We start from the raw sequence: 19,585 nt of genomic DNA on the forward strand, positions 1-19,585 counted from the left end.
AAGATGTTGTTGATACCGAACTTTTTCAAATTCACCTCAGGTGTAAATTGTGCAGGATTGGCTTTGAGCTTGTGGCTGATCCTGCTTTTTTCCCACTTTTTGCTGGCTCAAGACAGCAGCAGGGTTTGGGAAATTGATCGATTGATGCAGGTCAACCAAGAACAGGTGGATGAAGATTCTGCACGTTTGGCGAGCCGGCGTTTTTTGCCCAAAACCATGTTGGGGCTCAAAACCCAGTTTCCCATCCAGCATGCCCTCAACCTGGAAATGCGGGTGGGGAATTTGCCGTTGAGTGCACAATTCGGGCTAGGGCAGTTTTCGCGTTTTTACACCCTGGTTGCACTCAACACCATTGACGCCAAAACGGAGGAAGCGCAAGTGCGTAAAGATTTCATCAAGGCGCGTTTGCGCAATGGATCGGTGATTGAACTGGGCTTGATGGCGCATCACATTCAAAAACGCTTTTATGGCGGACTTAATCTTCAGTTTCAACGAAGTTCGTTGGCAGCGACACCTGAAGAATTGGTGGAACATTTCGACCTTGCAGGCGACAGTGATTTGCGCGGCAATATTGATTCTTTGGTCACGAAATACCAAATTGTGGCGGATTTTTACTCTTCAACCGTAGTATACCCCACCATCCGCCCCTTACAAATGGGCATTTTGGTAGGCAAAGTTTGGAGATTCAAAAATCCCCGTTTGGCCCTACACGCCGAATTGGGTTATTCCTTCAATTTGGCAGCGCCGATTAAAATTGAGGGCAAAAGTGGTTTTTTGGTAAATTTATTGCTGGATTCATATGTCAACCCACTGGTGGAGGGGCAGAGTGCCAAAAGTTTTTCCAGCTTTCGCTATCCCTCGCTGGCGCTGCGTTTGAGTTATGGATTAGGCAAAATAAAAACAAGCACAAAGCATTGAAACATCGTTATTTCGCTCCTTTGGTTTACTTGGAAAAACCTCAAAGATTGTGGCTTTTGGGTTTTGGGCTATCCATTTTTATTGGCGCATTGGCCTCATTCCCACGGATGCTGCGCAGGGATGATTTTGAGTTGGATGAAGCGGTGGCAAATGCCCTTTACCTGGCAGGCTTTAGTTTTATACTTTGGATTGTGCATTATTTCTTTTTGTTGCACCACCGGGTAAGCACTTTTATACCCAAGTTTCCTTGGAGAGCCTTAATGGGTATTGCACTGAGTATTCCTTTGGCCTTGATTTACGATGGTTGCGTCCGCAGTGTTTTTCACAATTTGAGCATTTTTGCCCATGTTTTACCGGACCGTTTGTTTTGGTTTCTGGCTTTTCGGGCCATTGTTTTGAGTACTTTTGAGTTTTTTGTGCTCTATTACTGGCTGGTGCAAAGGCAAGCACAAAGAAACGCATTGGAAAATGAACAGCTAAAACAGGAAAACCTGAGGGCTCGGCTAGAGTCCTTGACCCAGCAAGTGAATCCACATTTTTTATTCAACGCATTAAATACGGTCAGTTCTATCAGTACCGAAGCACCTGTTAAAAACTACCTGGTACAATTGTCCAATGTGTACCGGTACTTGCTCAATTTTAATGTGGCAAGTACAGTTACCTTGCAAAAAGAATTAGAATTTATACGCGCATATCTTTTTATTTTACAAACGCGCTATGAAAAAGGATTACAGGTAGAGATGAACATCGCCCCCGAAGTTTTAGACAAAAAACTGCCCCCCCTGGCACTCCAATTGTTGGTTGAAAATGCAGTCAAACACAATGTGATTTTGGAGCAGCAGCCACTTTGTATTCAGGTGACGGCCAATGCTGAAATGGGTTTATGTGTGCGCAATAATGTACAACCCAAGCGCAGCGTGGAACCTTCATCTGAATTTGGGCTACAAAATTTACAAAATCGCTATTCCTTGTTGGGCAATCACCAGGTAGAAATTGAAAGTAACCCAAAGGAATGGCGGGTCACAATCCCCTTATTGCCATGATGCGTATCCTGATCATTGAAGACGAGCCAAACGCCGCCCGGGAATTGAGCAAAATGCTGCAAAGTTTGGTCGCTGAATTGCAATTGTTAGACTCCCTGGCATCGGTACAAGACAGTATTGAATGGCTGCGAAGCAACCCCGCTCCCGAGTTGATTTTTTCGGACATTCAATTGGGCGATGGTTTGAGTTTTGAAATTTTCACCCAGGTTCAGGTACAAGCTCCAGTCATTTTTTGCACCGCTTATGACCAATACGCCATTCAGGCTTTTGAGGCCAATGGGATTGACTACCTGCTCAAACCCATTGACCCCAGTCGCTTGCAACTGGCTATTCAAAAATATGAAAGGTTACGGCAGTCTTTTGGAGTGGCGCCAACCTGGCCTCAAAATTTGGAAAAACTACTGCGCGATTTAAGCCCTATCAGAAAAACCAGTACTTTTTTAGTGCAACAACGTGAAAGCATCATCCCTTTGCGCAGCGACGATATCTTATTTATCCATTCTGCTGAGCGCATTGTAAGTGCCTTTGCGCGCAACCAGCAAAAGTATTTTCTGAACCACAGCATGGAGGAGTTGGAAGCACAATTGGACGCTCGCCTTTTTTACCGGGCCAATCGCCAATACATCATTCACCGCGATGCGATTGGCAGCGCAGAGCCTTATTTTGGCCGCAAGCTCTTGCTCAAACTCAATTGCCCGGTACCAGAGGCCATTTATGTTTCCAAACCCAAAACCGGGCTTTTTTTGAATTGGTGGAAAGAGTCATTTTAATGCTATAATCCAGCGTTTCAAGAGGTATTTACATCCCCTTCACCCTGTCACCTACTCCCGCCAATGCAGGCAGCCCATTCACAGGTTTGTCCAGGTAAAAATAGGCCGTGGCACAATAGTCCTCTTGTCGATAAAAATTGACCCAACCATCGGGAAAATTGGGCGAATCAAGAGTAGGCGGATTGCCTTCCAATAACTTCATAAAACCTTTGTCATAGGCTACCGATATCGGCTTCAAAGAATGCCCATCCTTGATCATTTGCCGCACCTGGTCCCTGGAATATCCACCAATCACCTGAATGGTAGCCCTTAGTTTTTGCTGAAAATAAATGGGATCAGGAATGTGAAAACGGTAAAAGGACCACTGCCTGGTGCTGTCATTGGCAATGGTGCAGCCCTGGTGCCATTGGATGAATTTACCCAAGCCCCAACCTGAACCAATGTAATCCTCAGCCCCGGTACCTACAATGGTGGGAAACTGGCCATCGCCATCCAGGTAAATTTTAACTTCACCTTCGCCCCACCAGCTTTTGCCGTACTCGGGGGCAGTGATCAGTCCGACATTGACGCCTAAAAAGCGCCCTTTTCCTTTCACTTCGGGCAGCATATTGAAATCCACCGCCAGTTGGGTTTTATGCTCCCGGCGCCAGTGGCAATGAAAGTACAAGGCATCCGCAGGCAAAGTAGTAGTTAGCTGAAAATCGACATCGTAAAAAAACAAGTCCAAATCTTTGCTGGCTTCATTGGTCACCGTAATCCGGGCACCTTTCCGGAACGGCATCGGAATGCGGCAGTTGAAAGAACGTCCCTCCGGACTGGAGAATAGCGCATTTTCAAAAGGCATGATTTGACCATGAGAAATGCCAAAAAAGTCGCCCAAGGGGGCCGATACTGCGGGTTGGCTGGAGCCGTCCCAATACATGTCGATGCGCAGGGAACGCAACATGGCTGGGCTGCGGTCGCTGACGGTCAGCCAAATGCGTTGAACGATGCCCATGCCATTTACATTGAGCAGGGTTTTTACTTCTCCCGCTTTGATCGGTTCAAAAGCATGGCCCTTGGCGGTTTGGTTTTCCATGCCGCCCGCTCCCACCGTGGCTTTGGGATTTTCGAAGGTAGCCCAACGTGGCTTGTCGGTGCTCATGCGGTAGAGGGGCTCCTGGGCGAGGAGGGCTGCACTGTAGAGGGTGCAGAGGAAGAGGATGATGTTTTGTTTCATTGCGCTTGATGTTTTTGGCCGCTCACTTTCCCACGACTAAAGTCATGGGTTGAGGCGGTATGGTGGCCTCCCACGGATAAATCCGTGGGTTGGCGATATGTCTCTTGAGGAATGAAAGGCCAACACACCCACACTATCACACTTCACACCCACACTATCACACTTCACACCCACACCCTTTCTTGCCCCTACATCGGATCGACATCCACCGCGATTTTTATGCTGGAATACCCTTCTTCATTCAGCAAAAAATGTTCAGCTTCCGCGATCAGGTCTTTGGTCACGCCAATCAGCTTGGGGTTGCGCTCTAATTTAATCAAAAAATCGATCAGGAAATACGAACGCACGCGACCAACGTAAGGCACTGCCGGGCCTCGCAGGCGATCGCCCAATTTGCTGCGCAAAAAATTGCCGTATTTCTGGGCGGCAGCGTTGATCACTTCGGGCTTTTTGTGTTTGAGGGTGATGCGGATCAGGCGGTAGAAAGGTGGGTAAAAAAACTCTTGCCGCTCCATGATTTCACGAGCATAAAAAGCGCGGAAGTCATTGTTCAAGACCTCTTTGATCACCGGATTGGCCACATTTTGTACCTGAATGATGACCTTGCCTCGCTTGTGTTTACGCCCGGCCCGCCCTGCTACTTGAAGCATCAATTGAAAAGCGCGTTCACCCGCCCGAAAATCGGGGAATTGCAGCAGTTGATCAGCACTGAGGATCCCAACCAGGCCCACTTTTTCAAAATCCAGGCCTTTGGTCACCATTTGAGTACCTACCAGTACATTCAATCGCCCTTCTTCAAAATCGTTGATGATCTTGGCGTGGGCATTTTTGCTGCGTACCGTATCCAAATCCATACGCCCGATTTTGGCATCAGGCATAAATATTTTCAGTTCATCTTCAATTTTTTCAGTACCAAAGCCTTGCACAATCAATTGTTTACTACCACAGGCCGGGCATTCTTTAGGCAACTGGGTTTGGTAGCCACAATAATGGCATTTGAGGTTGTTTTGCCCCTTGTGGTAGGTCAGGCTTACATCGCAGTGGATGCACTCACAAGTCCAGTTGCAGGTGCTGCACTTGTAGATGGGGGCGTAACCCCGGCGGTTTTGAAACAGGATGACTTGTTCGCCCTTTTCCAAAGTGCCCCTCATCGCATTGATCAAGTCGACCGTAAAATGGGATTGCATTGTTCCTGCTTTTTGGGCTTTTTTGAGGTCGACGATTTCCACTTCCGGCAATTCCAGGCCGCCAAAACGTTCGGTCATGCTCACCAAACCGTACTTACCCACCTGGGTGTTGTAGAAAGATTCGATGGATGGCGTAGCGGTACCAAGCAAGACTTTTGCCCCAAACAATTGGGCCAGGTAAATCGCGGCATCCCGCCCTTGATAGCGAGGGTTTGGGTCTTGCTGTTTGAAGGAGGGGTCATGCTCTTCATCAACGATGACCAGTTTCAGGTTGCGAAAGGGCAAAAACAAAGCCGAGCGAGCGCCCAGAATCAGGGCTTTTCCTTCTTTGGTGCGGTTCCAGATTTCCACCCGTTCATTGTTGTTCAAACGAGAATGGTATACATCAACCTGATCGCCAAAAACTCGTTTGAGGCGATCGATGATTTGGGTGGTGAGGGCAATTTCAGGCAAAAGGTAAAGGATTTGTTCTCCGCGCTTCATGGCTTCCCGAATGAGTTCAATGTAAACCCGGGTTTTTCCACTGCCCGTTACGCCTTGCAGCAACACCACGTTTTTTTCTTCAAAATGGCCCTGTATTTCAGCAATGGAGCGCACTTGTTGTTCACTCAGTGCATCGGCCTCCACAATCTCGTCTTCGTAGCCGCCGATGCGGCTCACCTCCCGTTCGTACACCTCCAGGATTTCCTTTTTTTCCATAGCCGAAATGACGCTGGCATCCACCTTGGCCATTTTGTACAATTCATCACGACGCACAAATTCCTGGCCCCGTGCCAATTGCAAATAGGCCATCAATGCCTCCACCTGGCGAGTGGCTCGACTGAGTTTGTCAAAGGCGTCCTGCAGGTTTTCGGGATGACTGACGTAAGGTTCTCGCAGGCGTACACAGGCGACGGTTTTGGCCTTGAATTTTTCCTTGAGGTCTTCCTTAAGGTAAATGATGCGTTTGTCCAGCATGTCCCGGATCAGGGGGTAGATGGTTTTGATGCCCAGAATATCACGTACCTGCTCCAGGGTGAGTTCGTGTTGGATGGTCAAGGCTTCCGCGATGAGGTATTCTTTGTCCTCCAAGTCCATGATGTCCCCATCAAACAAGGGACTGAGGGTGATGGTCGTTTCGCTGGCCAGCTTCAGGTTGGCGGGTAAAGCGGCGTGCATCACTTCGCCGAGGGTGCAGCAGTAGTATTGCCCCACCCATTGCCAAAAGCGCAATTGCTCCGCCCAAATGATCGGCGTATCGTCGATGATGGAAAGGATGGCTTTGGTTTTGTGCCCGGGTGCCTCAGTCAATACGTCCAGCACCAGTGCCGCGTACTGCCGCTTGGGGCCAAATTGCACCTCTACCCGCACCCCTACTTGCACCTTGCTGACCCATTCTTCGGGCACCGCATAGGTATACGGCTTGGGCACCGCCATGGGCAAGATGACAGTGACGTAGGTATTGGCTTGGGCCGTGGGATGCAGTTCGGACATTTTGTGACGCAAATTGTTTTGAGAGTCGAAAGATAAAAAACTTCCTGCAACAAGGCTGGTTTGTTTAGGGTAAAAAGTATAACTTTGTTTGTACTGCTGGGCATTTTGCTTGGTAGACATCTATGCGCCCTCGCTTTTGTTTACTCATCTATTATTTTTTTTTCTAATTTCTTCACTCCCCCACCCGATTTGGCATCACTTTTGCAAACGCTAAACCAGCTTCCTGCGTTATGAGGAAGGATACCGTTCAAAACATAGAAAGATGAAGAGGATCAAGTTCTGCCTGACTTGGGTAGGGTTGCTGTTTTTGCAAGCCACCTTTGCCCAAACCTTTACCCCCCTGAACATTGAAGTAGAAACCGAAGCAGGTTTACTCAGCAATCCCTGGGGTGGTGGGCTCAACTGTCCGCAGCTGTCCGAAGCCGACCTCAATCAAGATGGGCTCAAAGATTTGTACATCTTTGACCGCACCGCCAATCTCCATCTAGCTTACCGGCGGCAAGGCACACAGTATGTGTTTGCCCCCGAGTTGGTGCAAAATTTCCCGGCCCTGACTGACTGGAGCATGCTGCGCGACTACAATGGCGATGGCATTGCCGACATCATCGCATATTCCGATGTAGTTGGCATCGACGGTTTGACCGCCTATACCGGGTATTGGAAGGACAACAAGCTGGCCTTTCGGCGCTACCATTTTGGAGGGCCTTTTAATTTGGCTTATTTCCCCCTACGCTCTGGCGGGAATTCTCAAATCTACATTTCCCGTATTGACATCCCCGCCATTGATGATGTGGATTGTGACTCCGATTTGGACATCATCACCTTCAACATTTCCGGCGGCTTCGTTGAATTTTACCAAAACCAGTCAGTTGAAAAAGGGTTTGGCCGCGACAGTATGCTTTTCAACTTACAAAGCAGTTGTTGGGGCGGCATTTATGAGGATGGGCTGAGTGCCAATATGGGTCTGGCTGCTGCACCGGGGCAGTGTTATCAATCCAACGTAAACGCGGTTGATTTTCGGCACGCTGGTTCCACGCTCACGACCACTGATATCGACAAAGATGGCGATCTCGACCTATTTGTAGGCGACGTGTCCTACAACAACATCAACCTATTGACCAATGGCGGCACCTGCAAACAAGCCTGGTTCAACAAACAAGACCCCCGTTTTCCTGGTAACGACAAAGGCGTTGACCTGCCCATTTTCCCGGCGGTTTATATGGTAGACATCAACAACGACGGCACCAAAGAAGTGTTGGTAGCCCCCAATGAGAACAATGGCTCTGAAGACTTGAATGTACTGTGGCTCTATGAAAACAAGGGAACGGCCCAAAGCCCCGAGTTCAAATTCAAACAAGATAACTTTTTGGTCAAGGACATGATTGACCTGGGGACTGGTGCGTATCCCAGTTTTGTAGATTTTAATGCTGATGGTTTGATGGATTTGGTAGTAGGCAATGGGGCTCGTTTTTTGCCTCAAGGGCAACGATCAATCGGTTTGACCTTGTTTCAAAATGTAGGTACTACCCAAAAACCCAAATACCGCCTGGTAGATCGGGACTGGTTGGGCATGAATCAATACAATCGAGAAAATTATGCCCTGGCTCCCACCTTTGGTGATTTGGATGGCGACAATGATCTGGACATTCTGGTCGGCTCTGAATTTGGGCTGATGTACTATGCGGAAAACATTGCCGGGCCTAATCAAACCATGAAATTTGGATTGTGGCAGGCAAAATACATGAACATCGACATTGGCCAGGGTGCTGTTCCACAAATTGTGGACATTGATGGCGATAAACTCCTCGATTTGGTCGTTGGAAACCGCAGTGGGCACATCAGTTATTTTAAAAACACCGGAACTACCCAGGTGGCAAAATTTGCCAAAGATCCTTCCATTCAACGCCTGGGTGGAGTGAATGGCCGCGACCAAAACGACTATGTCAATTTTTATGGCTACGGTGCCCCCTTGTTTTTCAAACAAGCCCAACAAATGCGCTTGATTTTGGGTACAGAACGAGGGGAGCTAAAAATGTACGACCAAATCGAACGCTTTTTGACGGATACGTTCAGGGTATTGGATCAAGAATTGGGGAACCTCCACCTGGGAAAACGTACCAAGGCTGACCTTGCCGACATCAATGGTGATGGATTTTTAGACATGGTGGTGGGCAATCAACGGGGTGGTTTGAGCCTGTACACCACCTCTTTCCGCAGTAGCCAGACAACTCCCGTGCGGGAGCCTTTGGCCAATCAAGCCCTTGCTTTGGTGCCAAATCCGGCCAGCGACTGGGTTTCGATTCCCGGACTGAGTGATGAGCAAGGAATTTTGAGTGTTTTTGATCTGGCGGGCAGACAGGTGATGCAACAAAGCATCAATCGCTATTCCAATGACATTCGGATCCGGGATTGGACGCCAGGAGTATATATTTTCAGATTGAGTACCGAAGGAAAAGTATTTAGTGGGAAGTTGGTGAAACGAGGAGAATAATAAGGCACCCCCAATCTGAGGTGTTTCTTAAGTGCCTTTAGTTTCTTAGGTGGTGAAAAAAAATAACCACCTAAGAAACCTAAGACACTTAAGAATCACTTTAGAAAAGCATCAAGCTAAATTTCCTTGGCTCACAGCGATAGTACTCAATCGCAACTGCCCATCTACCAATTCGATCACCAGGCTGAACTGGTTCAAATCTAGCAATAACCACTCCAACTGACTAGCCCGCGCTTCTGGGCCTTGACCTGCTTCTTCGCTAACTCCCAAATTGGCGGTCGTCGTTGCCAGGATGTTTCTGCTCAAAGTCAAATCCACGGAGCCCAATTTCATTTTGCCACCGCCAGCAACTGCGGATGCTCCCGAGTTTGGAAAAAATGGCGTGAGCACAATGGACAACAGCTGCGCATTGGCGTCAAAAACAACGTTGAAATGGGATTGGCCAGGGTCCAAGGTAGTGGTTCGAACTACTGATTCAGGAGTAAAAGGAGTCGGTAAAGCAAGATTCAAGAGATCTCCCTGTAGGCTGATTTGCAAACCAGCGTCCAAGTCAAAAATTTGAACCTGTCCCTGTTCATCCATCTGGAACAACTTGCCCGCAGCGGGCTCAAGGATAATATGGTTTTTCATGTGTAGGTGTTTTAGCGTTACTAACGTATTCAGTAGCCCAATATTTCCAACATCTCCTCCGAAGTTTGTTCAGTCTGGTACAAACGATCTACAATATTTCCTTGTGGGTCTTTGTAGATGAGAATGTGTTTGGGTGAAGGAATCAGGCAATGTTTGATGCCACCGTAACCACTAATTTGGTCCTGGTAAGCTCCAGTATGGAAAAAACCAAGGAATAAACGTTCCGGATCACCATTTTCATAGGCAGGCAAATACACCTGAGCCTGATTGACCTCTGCGTTGTAATAATCCGAGTTGTCGCAGCTCAAGCCTCCGATGTTGACCCTTTGGTATTCGTTGTACCACTTGTTGATGGGTAGCAAAATAAACCGCTCACCAATGCCCCAAACATCCGGCAAGGTAGTCATTAGGGAGTTGTCGATCATGTACCAACGTTCCGCGTCGTTTTGTTGCTTTTGGGTCAAAACGGAAAAAAGCGTTGCCCCGCTCTCCCCTACCGTATACTTGCCAAATTCGGTAAAAATATCCGGCTCTGGAATCTCTTCCTTCTGACAAGCCTGGAGAATGGTTTTGACGATCTCCTTGATCATGTATTTGTAGTCAAACTCAAAACCCAGAGAGTTGCGTATGGGCATACCTCCGCCGATGTTCAGAATCTCCAGGTCTTCTGATTCGCGGCGCAAATTGGCGTACATGCGCACCGCTTTGCGCAATTCCCCCCAATAGTACAAGCTGTCTTTGATGCCTGTATCGACAAAAAAGTGCAGCAGGGTAAGTTTAAACTTGGGATTGTCTTTGATTTTTTCCCTAAAAAAAGACATCACATCCGAGTTGCGAATGCCTAGGCGAGAAGTATAAAATTCAAAATTGGGCTCTTCTTCGGTTGCTACCCGAATGCCAATTTTGCATTGCCCCTTCAAATGTTGGTTGTAGTATTCGATTTCATTGATGTTGTCACAAACCGGGATGACATTTTCAAACCCATCATGAATCAAGTCGATGATGCGTTGTTTGTAATGGTCCGGTTTAAAGCCATTGCAGACAATGGTGATGTTTTTGTCAATCAAGCCCTTCTTGTACAACTTTCGAATCAAGTCGATGTCAAAGGCAGAGGAGGTTTCCAATTGAACCTCATGCTTGATTGCCTCCTCCAGTATGTAGCTAAAGTGGTTGCTCTTGGTACAATAGCAGTACTGGTACTTCCCATTGTAATTGAGCGATTTCATGGCCCGCGTAAACAAATTGCGCGCCTTTTTGATTTGAGCGCCAATTTTGGGCAAATAGGTGAGTTTCAGTGGAGTGCCGTACTTTTCAATGAGGTACATAAGTGGTACACCGTTGAACACCAAATAACCATTGACATCGATGTCAAAACCTTCCTGTGGAAAATAAAAGGTCTGATCGATCAGGTCGAAGTATCTGTTGGTTCCGTTCACTTTAGCCAAAGATTTTTAATGGTTGATCAAACAAGCTTAAAAAGCGATGCAAAGCTAATACTTGCACCCATTAATTCTTGTGAAATCGTGTAAATTGTGGCGCTAAAAAAAGACACCATGCAGCAACTCGACGCCCTCAATCAAGTGGCAGAATTCCACCGTACCTTTCAGCACCCCATCGAACCCCACCCAATCATCCCCGCCGAAACGCGCTGCCGCCTGCGGGTAGCCTTGTTGGAGGAGGAAGTTGCCGAACTAAAATCGGCCATTGCCAAAGGTGATTTGGTTGAAATCGCCGATGCTTTATGCGATATTCAATACGTACTCAGTGGTGCCGTACTGGAGTTTGGCATGGGTGAAAAATTCCGCGAACTTTTCGACGAAGTGCAGCGCTCCAACATGAGTAAGGTGTGCAAAACCCTCGGCGAAGCTCAGGCAACTGCGGCCTACTACCAACAGGAACGTGGTGTAGAAAGTTACATCCGGGAAGTGCCTCCCTACTTTCTGGTGTACCGCAAGGATGACGATAAAACCTTAAAATCAATCAATTATTCTCCTGCAAATTTGGAGAAGATCCTTTTATAAGGTTCATACCATATCAAAACCTGATTTATGAAAAAACAATCACTCATTCTCCTCCTACTGGGCTTAAGCCTGTACGCCAGCGCCCAAAAAGGGCCTGAATTTGCCATTAACCAATCTGATGTAGAAATTCCCCTGCGTTTTTTGGCCGCAGATGAATTAGGCGGCCGCCGGACTGGCTCGAATGGCAACCTGATTGCTGCTCGTTACATTGCCGAACACCTTCGGAGCTACGGCTATTCCATGGCACCAGGCCTGAATTCCTACTTTCAGCCCATTGGTTTTCAAGCCAATACTCCACCAGCTTCCGCCAGTTTAATGATTGGTAAAACCGAATACCAATTCAAAGAAGACTTCATCGTGATGACCGGAGATGCCACCAAACTCAGCAAACTGGACGTGGTGTTTGCGGGTAATGGCTGGATCGATGAAAAAACCGGGCAAGATGATTACAAAGGCAAAGATGTCAAGGGTAAACTGGTCGTTGTGTTGCCCGGCGCACCCAATGAGACTTCACCCCAAGCCGTTTTTCGGGCTATGGCCAAAAAACGCGATTGGGCCTATGAGCGTGGAGCCGCAGGCCTGATCGAATTGTACCGCTTGTCTTTCCCCTGGAATTTTTTCACCAGCTATTTTGGCAAGGAAAGCCTGGGCGTAGCCCCGAAGGAAGACCCCAAAGCCTCCAATAAAATGTTCTACGGTTGGTTGAAAGAAAAAAACACGGTCAGCGACATCAAGGATCTTCAGGAAGGCAAAAAATTCAAGGCCAGTTTGAGTAGCTCCGGGTTTAGCCGGCGCATGGTGCCCAGCCAAAATGTAGTAGGCGTACTCGAGGGTAGCGACCCACAACTCAAGAACGAATACCTGATCATCAGTGCGCACTACGACCACGTAGGTATTGGCAAAGAAGGTGGTGGCGCTTATTCCAAAGAAGACAGCATCTTCAATGGTGCCCGCGACAATGCTATGGGTACCGTAGCCCTGCTCAGCGCAGCCAAAGCACTGGCGCTGCAAAAACCCAAACGTTCGGTGATTGTGTTGGCCGTAACGGGTGAGGAACTGGGGCTCTTGGGCAGTCAGTATTACGCCGACAATCCACTGATTCCCCTCAACAAGTGCATTTTCAACCTCAATACCGATGGGGCGGGCTACAACAGCACCGAACACATCTCAATCATTGGCTGGAGCCGCACGGGTACAGATGCCCTCATTGAACAAGCAGCCAATAGTGTGGGCTTGAAGGTTTTCCCAGAACCTGCTCCGGAACAAAACCTCTTCGACCGCTCTGACAACGTTTCTTTTGCGGTAAAGGGGGTACCTGCGCTGGATTTTAGCCCGGGTATCACTAAGTTTGACGATGTCATCGCCAAGTATTACCACCAGGTAGCCGACCATGCCGAGTCGGTAGACATGCCTTATTTCCTCAAATATTGTCAGTCCTTTGCCCATTTGGCGCGCCTCATCGCAGACAATGCCCAGCGGCCTCAGTGGAAGGCGGGGGATAAGTATGAGAAGGCGGGAATGGAACTATACAAGAAATAATGAAGTGGAAGGAAAGAAATGATGTTGAAAAGTTTGTGATTTGATTATCAAGTAATTCATGATCAAATCCAGTACTTTTCAACTTCATTTCAGCCCTCCAACTTTCCAACCATCATGAAAAACCAACACACCCTCGGCATTCTTGCCGTACTCATCGGGGCCACCGTTTGGAGTACCGGCGGTTTGTGCATCAAATTGCTGCCTTACGATCCGTACACCATTCTGTTTTACCGCTCCATATTTGCTGCTTTGACCTTTTTGGCATTTTTCCGGCAGCGGGCCTTGACATTGACTCCGATCATTGGTACCGTTGGTTTGCAATACGCCGGGTTGGCGATTTGTTTTGTAGTCGCCACCAAAACCACCACCGCAGCCAATGCCGTTTTGTTGCAATACACTGCGCCGATTTATGTGTTTTTACTGGAGCCCATCTTGTTCAAATTCAAACTTACTCGGCTGAACATCATTACGGTGGTGGTTTGTTTTGTGGGAATGTTGCTCTTTTTTGCGGAAGATTTGGGTGGGGGAAATGTAAAAGGTAACCTCATTGCCCTCTTGTCCGGCGTCCTGCTTGCCGCCATGATGATCACCCAGCGTTTCAATCGAATGGAGCATTACGACGCAGGTATTTTTTGGGGCAATATTTTTATTGCCTTGATCTGTTTGCCCTGGTATTTAAAATCAGCCACACCCACTTTGGAGCACTGGGCCTTGTTTTTCATTCTGGGGGTCATTCAAATCGGGGTGGGCTATATGTTGTTTAATTACGGACTCAAGCGTACCCTGGCCATCGAGAGTGTGTTACTGGCCATGATGGAACCAATATTGAATCCGGTCTGGGTTTTTGTTGGGTACGGGGAAAAGCCAGGGATGTGGACCGTAATCGGTGGCTTGGTAATTTTGGGTATGCTGGCGGTGCAGGTGATTGTAGGAGAAAAGGGACGTCAGAAGCCAGAAGTTCAACTTTAAAAGCTACATTCAGCTACGCTAATTTGGCATCTTTTCACAAAAATAAAAGCGACATTCTTACCATGTTCAAACGTCTTTTACTCTCCATTTGCTGCGTCAGTTTCGGTTTCATGCTGCATGCCGCCCATGTCGACACCGTAGAAATCAACAGCAGTTTTTTACAACGCAAAGTCAAAATTGCGGTGGTGACCCCCAAGGGTTACCAAAACGGACAAGCACGTTATCCTTCCCTGTATTTGTTGCACGGAGGTTATGGCAAATTCAGCGATTGGTTGATTGCCCCACCCGACAAAAGCCTCATGCACCGTATTGCTGATGAATTCAACCTCATCATCGTCCTACCCGAAGGCGGCATCGGCGGGTATTACCTGGACAGCCCGGTCAATCCCGCCAGCCAATACGAAAGTTTCATCACCAAAGAAGTCATCGCCAAGGTAGATGCTTCCTATCGCAGCATCAAAGAAAAAACCGGCCGGGTCATTTGTGGCCTGAGCATGGGTGGCCATGGCGCCCTGTACCTCGCCACCCGCAATCCGCAGCTCTTTTGTGCGGTAGGTAGCATGAGCGGTGCACTGGACATCGATACCGACCATTGGGATGTTACTCCTGAGCGTCGGAAGGCCATTGCCGATCGCCAGGTCACCGTTTGGCCATCCAAAGCAGAAAATCCAGCTTTTTACCTCAACAACTCGGTGGTAAATATGGCGGATAAAATGAAGGCCAATGGGCTGCCCATCAAGTTTGATTGTGGCGTAGACGACTTCCTGATCGCCCCAAACCGCGAATTGCACCGCCGACTTCTTTACAACAAAACCCCTCACGAATACACCGAGCGCCCTGGTGCACATACCTGGGAATATTGGCAAAATGCGCTGCCGGATCATGTGGCGTTTTTTCAGAAGGTGTGGAAAAGCAACGGGACTTTGAAATAAGGTGTCTGAAAGAAGTTGAGAAGTTGAGAGGTTGAGAAGTTGAGGCTACCGCAGCGACATACGCACTTTCACACCCACAAATCATACCCAAACTCATTCTTGCGGTAGCCTTAACTCCTCAACCTCTCAACTCCTCAACTTCTCAACCCATTTACACATGTCTAATAAAAAAGTCCTCACCGGTGGTCAACGATTTCGCAAAGCCTACCGCACTGCCCTCCAGGTCATGCTGAGTTATGCGGGGTTATTCCTGGGCAAACGCCTCTTTGGGCAGCGCTATTACGATCTGCGGATTGAAAAGCTGCACGTCCGCAATGCTGAGCGGGTCAAACGCGCCATTCTGGAGCTCGATGGCTTGTTCATCAAAATTGGGCAGATGTTGTCCATCCTCAGCAACTTTTTGCCAGAAACTTTTCAAAAACCGCTGGAAGAATTACAGGACAAAATCCCTGCCCGCCCCTACGAGCAGGTACGCGAGCGGGTGCGGAGTGAACTGGGAAAATACCCTAAAGAGTTATTCACGCGTTTTGACGTAGAGCCACTGGCTGCAGCTTCCATTGGCCAGGCCCACCGCGCCCAGTTGCCCGACGGCACCGAAGTAGTGGTCAAAGTCCAACACATGGGCATTGAGGCTACAGCTCGCATTGACCTCGAAATCATTCGCCGTTTGATTCAAGTCAGCGCCTGGTTTTACAACATCAAAGGCATGGATTATGTGTATACTCAGGTCAAGTTGATGATTGAGGAGGAATTGGATTTTAACAAAGAAGCCCTTGCCATGGAAAAAATCCGGGGCAATTTGCAAGATGTAGTGGGTTTGAATATTCCCCAAATCCACCCCGCTTATTCCGCTACCCGGGTGATGACCAGCACCTGGCTCGACGGGGTCAAAATTTCCAATTTGGAACAAATCGATGCCTGGAAATTGGATCGCCGCGCGCTAGCCACTACCCTGCTGCGGGCTTACAGCAAAATGGTGTTGAAGGATGGTTTTTACCACGCCGATCCCCACCCGGGCAATATTCTGGTACAAAAAGACGGCACCCTGGTTTTGCTCGATTTTGGCGCCACCGGGCAACTCAGCCCCGCCCTCAAGGAAGGCATTCCCAAACTGATCGAATCCGCCGTAAAAAATGATACCCAGGGCATCGTCGAAGCAGTCCGCCTGATGGGCTTCCTGGCCGATGGTCGTGAAGCCGAACAAATGGCTGAAAAGATGATCGAAGCCATGCGTAACTTCCTGAAAAATGAAATCAAACTGGATGGTTTGAATTTTAAAGATATTGAGGTCAATCCTTTCAACAACAGCATGGTAGGCCTGATCCAGGATATCGGCATCAGTGGAATCACTGGTACAGTAACCGTGCCCAAAGACTGGATTTTGCTCAATCGGGCTTTGACCTTGTTGTTGGGCATTTGTAATACCCTTGATCCTAAACTCAATCCATTGGAAGTAGTGCGCCCCTATGCCACAGAGTTGGTCAAAGACCAGCAGGGTGGCTGGTTTGGTTTTGTCCGCAACCTGCTACAAGGTACCCTGGTCAATCTGCTAGCCCTGCCCGATGAGCTGCGCAAAACTTTACAAAAAGCGAATAAAGGCCAATTAGAGGTGCGCACACCGGACATTCGGGATGGAGCAAAGTTGTTGTATTTGGCGGCCCGGCAGTGGTTGATGGCCCTGATGGGCTTGGCGGCGGTGGTGCTGGCGCAATGGTTTTTGAAAATTGGAGAGCCAAACTCGGCTTGGTGGGCTTATGGGGCGGCGGTAGTGTTTGGCTGGTTGTTTGTGGGGGCCTGGAGAAAGGGGGGGAAGATTTTTAGGAATATGGACTAGAATGGGTGTGAAGGTGTGGGCGTGAACGTGTGGGTGTGTGGGCCTTCCAGCCAAACGGAGCTTCCCAAGCTTAGCAGCACCCCAGGAAGCTCCGAAATACACTCATTTTAGATTAAATCAAACATTGTCGGCCACGACCACAAATTTTTTGCTGTGCACATCCACCTGGTCTTTCCCATTTGGTAAATATGCTTTGATCTTTTTAAATTCAAAAGAGTCGCCAGTGTTCAACTCTTTCATCTTCATGATGATTTCCTTGGAAAAAGTATTGGATTCTTCTTGGAAGGTACTGATGGTGCCACCTTTATTGATGTCGATGGTGTAAGTGAAAATCTTGGAACCTACTGCACAACCGTCTACGGCCAGTTCTTTGGTTTTGAGGACTTCCTTTTTGCTGATGTCGCCACCGAATTTGCCCTGGATGGTTAGGTAAGCGCCACCGGGCAGTTCTGCTGTCGCTTCAGGATTGGGTGATGTAACAAAAGAACACATCCCTACAATTACAAAGGCTGAAAACAATAAACTTTTTAGACTTTTCATGATCACAAGTTTTGGTGAAGTAATGATGAGTTCAAATGTATGGCCCCTCCCAATGTCAAATTCAAAAGGTATACCAAGCTCCAGATTGGGGATAGCAACAACCAAATTCGGATGAAAGTCAGCTTTGGGTTTAAAAACCAGTCGTTGCTCTACCGAGATGCTATTTTGCTCTACTTTGAAGCAAAAATCCCAAGTAATTCCTCGTAATTTAAGGCAATCTTTTAAAAACCAGGACCATCGAAACTATACAAACAACTCGGCCAGCAGGCAAAGGCATGAATTATTCCTTGCTCCTCACCCATGTGCTCTTTTGGGTGCTGTATCTGGTATCGGAATACTTTGCCAATTTGGCCCATCTTTATCCCAGTGAATGGGGGCAGTTTTTGCGGGCAACAATGTTACCCTTGCCCATTTTGATGGCAGCCACTTACTTTTTGGCACTTTATGTCGTGCCTCGTTATCTGATGCCCAATAAATGGATTTGGTTCCTCTTGTGGTGCATGGTTGTAGCAGCGCTGGTTTTTTATACCCGCATCAAATGGCAGGAATTGGTGAACTACCTACGCTCGGATCGGTACTACCCGGTTCCGGTCAACAAAATGCTCAAAAACATCATCCGGGATTATTCGATCATTGCGCTGGCGGTGTGCATACACATCATCGGGGACTACCGCCGCAAACAAAAATTGAATGAGGAACTCATCAAGGCCAAAGCGGAGGTAGAGATCAAACTGCTCAAAGGCCAGTTGCATCCTCACTTCCTGTTCAACTCTTTAAACAACATTTACAGCCTGGCTTTGTCCAAATCTGAGCTCACCGCCGACAGCATTCTCAAACTCACCGAGTTGCTGGACTACCTAGTGTACCGCGCCAGTATGGATACCGTTCCTTTGGCAAAAGAAGTCCAATTGCTGGAGAACTACCTGGGGCTGGAACAATTGCGCTACGGCGAGAAACTCCAGGTGAAGGCAGATATTGCCATACAAAACGACAGCATGGCCATCGCACCCTTGTTGCTTTTGCCTTTTGCCGAAAACTGCTTCAAACACGGGGGCGTTGGTGCGGATGGGATTTTTCGTGTAGAACTCCAACTGTACACCAATCATAAAAAATTGTACTTCAGCCTAAACAACAGCAAGCGTAAAACCAATAAGACACCAAGCCACAGTGGTGGCGTTGGCCTGGAAAACATCCAAAAAAGACTTAACTTGCTGTACCCTGATCGGCATCAATTGCAAATTGTGAATGTGGAGGAGCAGTATGAAGTTACCTTGGAAATTACGTTTTAAATGACCTATAAATGTTACATCCTCGACGACGAGCCCCTGGCCCTGAATGTCATCGAGCAACACTTGAGCAAGTTTGAGCAATTTGAGGTTTGTGGAAAATCTACCGAACCCTTGCAAGCATTGGGGCAAATCAAAGCCTTGCAGCCGGACCTACTTTTTCTGGACATCCAAATGCCCGAACTAACTGGCCTGGACCTGATCGAATCCATCCAAAACAAACCTGCCATCATCATCACCACCGCTTACCGGGAATATGCGGTAGAAGGATTTGAACTGAATGTGCTGGATTACCTGGTCAAACCCATTCCTTTCAAACGGTTCATCAAAGCCATTGACAAGTTTTTGGAGCAAAAAATCCACAAGCCGGCAGCTGAAATTAGCCCGGTCCCCCCTACGCTTATCGAAGCCACTTTTTTATTGATCAAAGCCGAGCGCAAAACCATCAAAGTCGCCATCGAAGATATTTTGTACGTGGAGGGGGTAAAAGACTATGTCAAAATAGTGCTCAGAGGTCAAAAAATCATGACCAAAACCTCGATCGGGAATTTTTTCAATGAATTACCTTCAGACCGTTTCGTGCGCATCCACAAGTCTTTTGTGGTAGCCATTGACAAAATTGAAGCGTATACCGCCCACGATGTGGAAATCCAGAAGATGGAGTTACCCATTGGACGGATGTACAAAGAGGCATTTATTGGGTTGATGGAAGGGCGATGAAGCAAGCTGGCTA

General features: G+C 47.9%; 16 protein-coding genes. 11 read left to right on the forward strand and 5 right to left on the reverse strand.

Features of this window, described 5'->3' with window-relative positions; translation table 11 throughout:
* Positions 1 to 3: 3 nt before the first annotated feature.
* The 3 genes from SFV55_RS08675 to SFV55_RS08685 are packed head-to-tail and all read left to right on the forward strand — an operon-like array spanning position 4 to position 2,731.
* A complete protein-coding gene (locus SFV55_RS08675) occupies positions 4 to 918 on the forward strand; it encodes a hypothetical protein (protein ID WP_320029095.1) in 915 nt (304 codons plus the stop codon).
* Positions 915 to 1,961 carry a sensor histidine kinase gene (locus SFV55_RS08680; protein WP_320029096.1) on the forward strand — a complete coding sequence of 349 codons (1,047 nt, stop codon included), beginning with the start codon at positions 915 to 917 and terminating at the stop codon, positions 1,959 to 1,961. The genes SFV55_RS08675 and SFV55_RS08680 overlap by 4 nt, the downstream gene beginning before the upstream one ends.
* A complete protein-coding gene (locus SFV55_RS08685) occupies positions 1,958 to 2,731 on the forward strand; it encodes a LytTR family DNA-binding domain-containing protein (RefSeq protein WP_320029097.1) in 774 nt (257 codons plus the stop codon). The genes SFV55_RS08680 and SFV55_RS08685 overlap by 4 nt, the downstream gene beginning before the upstream one ends.
* A gap of 28 nt (positions 2,732 to 2,759) precedes the next feature.
* On the opposite strand, the gene SFV55_RS08690 is transcribed toward SFV55_RS08685, so the two are convergent.
* Both SFV55_RS08690 and priA read right to left on the reverse strand, forming a co-directional pair.
* Positions 2,760 to 3,950: a glycoside hydrolase family 172 protein gene (locus tag SFV55_RS08690; protein WP_320029098.1), complete on the reverse strand. Its 1,191-nt coding sequence runs from the start codon at positions 3,948 to 3,950 to the stop codon at positions 2,760 to 2,762.
* Positions 3,951 to 4,138: 188 nt separating this feature from the next.
* Positions 4,139 to 6,730, reverse strand: a complete 2,592-nt coding sequence (gene priA / locus SFV55_RS08695; protein WP_320029099.1) for a primosomal protein N' — start codon at positions 6,728 to 6,730, stop codon at positions 4,139 to 4,141.
* A gap of 142 nt (positions 6,731 to 6,872) precedes the next feature.
* On the opposite strand from priA, the gene SFV55_RS08700 reads away from it, so the two are divergent.
* Entirely contained in the window at positions 6,873 to 9,101 is a 2,229-nt protein-coding gene (locus tag SFV55_RS08700) for a T9SS type A sorting domain-containing protein (RefSeq protein WP_320029100.1), read from the forward strand.
* Positions 9,102 to 9,212: 111 nt separating this feature from the next.
* On the opposite strand, the gene SFV55_RS08705 is transcribed toward SFV55_RS08700, so the two are convergent.
* Entirely contained in the window at positions 9,213 to 9,731 is a 519-nt protein-coding gene (locus SFV55_RS08705; protein WP_320029101.1) for a hypothetical protein, read from the reverse strand.
* A 29-nt stretch (positions 9,732 to 9,760) separates the two neighbouring features.
* On the reverse strand, positions 9,761 to 11,167 hold the full coding sequence (locus SFV55_RS08710) for an arginine decarboxylase (protein WP_320029102.1): 1,407 nt from the start codon (positions 11,165 to 11,167) through the stop codon (positions 9,761 to 9,763).
* Positions 11,168 to 11,284: 117 nt separating this feature from the next.
* Here SFV55_RS08710 and SFV55_RS08715 point away from each other — a divergent pair, with 117 nt between their 5' ends.
* The 5 genes from SFV55_RS08715 (at position 11,285) to SFV55_RS08735 (ending at position 17,026) form a co-directional block, all read left to right on the forward strand.
* Positions 11,285 to 11,752, forward strand: a complete 468-nt coding sequence (locus SFV55_RS08715; RefSeq protein ID WP_320029103.1) for a nucleoside triphosphate pyrophosphohydrolase family protein — start codon at positions 11,285 to 11,287, stop codon at positions 11,750 to 11,752.
* A 27-nt stretch (positions 11,753 to 11,779) separates the two neighbouring features.
* A complete protein-coding gene (locus tag SFV55_RS08720) occupies positions 11,780 to 13,291 on the forward strand; it encodes a M28 family peptidase (RefSeq protein ID WP_320029104.1) in 1,512 nt (503 codons plus the stop codon).
* A 114-nt stretch (positions 13,292 to 13,405) separates the two neighbouring features.
* Positions 13,406 to 14,260: a DMT family transporter gene (locus tag SFV55_RS08725; RefSeq protein WP_320029105.1), complete on the forward strand. Its 855-nt coding sequence runs from the start codon at positions 13,406 to 13,408 to the stop codon at positions 14,258 to 14,260.
* 62 nt (positions 14,261 to 14,322) lie between these two features.
* Entirely contained in the window at positions 14,323 to 15,192 is an 870-nt protein-coding gene (locus SFV55_RS08730) for an alpha/beta hydrolase (RefSeq protein ID WP_320029106.1), read from the forward strand.
* Positions 15,193 to 15,349: 157 nt separating this feature from the next.
* A complete protein-coding gene (locus tag SFV55_RS08735; protein ID WP_320029107.1) occupies positions 15,350 to 17,026 on the forward strand; it encodes an ABC1 kinase family protein in 1,677 nt (558 codons plus the stop codon).
* 117 nt (positions 17,027 to 17,143) lie between these two features.
* Here SFV55_RS08735 and SFV55_RS08740 read toward each other — a convergent pair whose 3' ends face one another.
* Positions 17,144 to 17,566: a hypothetical protein gene (locus tag SFV55_RS08740; RefSeq protein WP_320029108.1), complete on the reverse strand. Its 423-nt coding sequence runs from the start codon at positions 17,564 to 17,566 to the stop codon at positions 17,144 to 17,146.
* A 275-nt stretch (positions 17,567 to 17,841) separates the two neighbouring features.
* Here SFV55_RS08740 and SFV55_RS08745 point away from each other — a divergent pair, with 275 nt between their 5' ends.
* Both SFV55_RS08745 and SFV55_RS08750 read left to right on the forward strand, forming a co-directional pair.
* Positions 17,842 to 18,855: a sensor histidine kinase gene (locus SFV55_RS08745; RefSeq protein WP_320029109.1), complete on the forward strand. Its 1,014-nt coding sequence runs from the start codon at positions 17,842 to 17,844 to the stop codon at positions 18,853 to 18,855.
* Positions 18,856 to 19,572, forward strand: coding sequence for a LytR/AlgR family response regulator transcription factor (locus tag SFV55_RS08750; protein ID WP_320029110.1), 717 nt, complete (start codon positions 18,856 to 18,858; stop codon positions 19,570 to 19,572).
* Positions 19,573 to 19,585 lie beyond the last annotated feature (13 nt).

Source organism: Haliscomenobacter sp. (assembly GCF_033763495.1).
Lineage (GTDB): Bacteria > Bacteroidota > Bacteroidia > Chitinophagales > Saprospiraceae > Haliscomenobacter.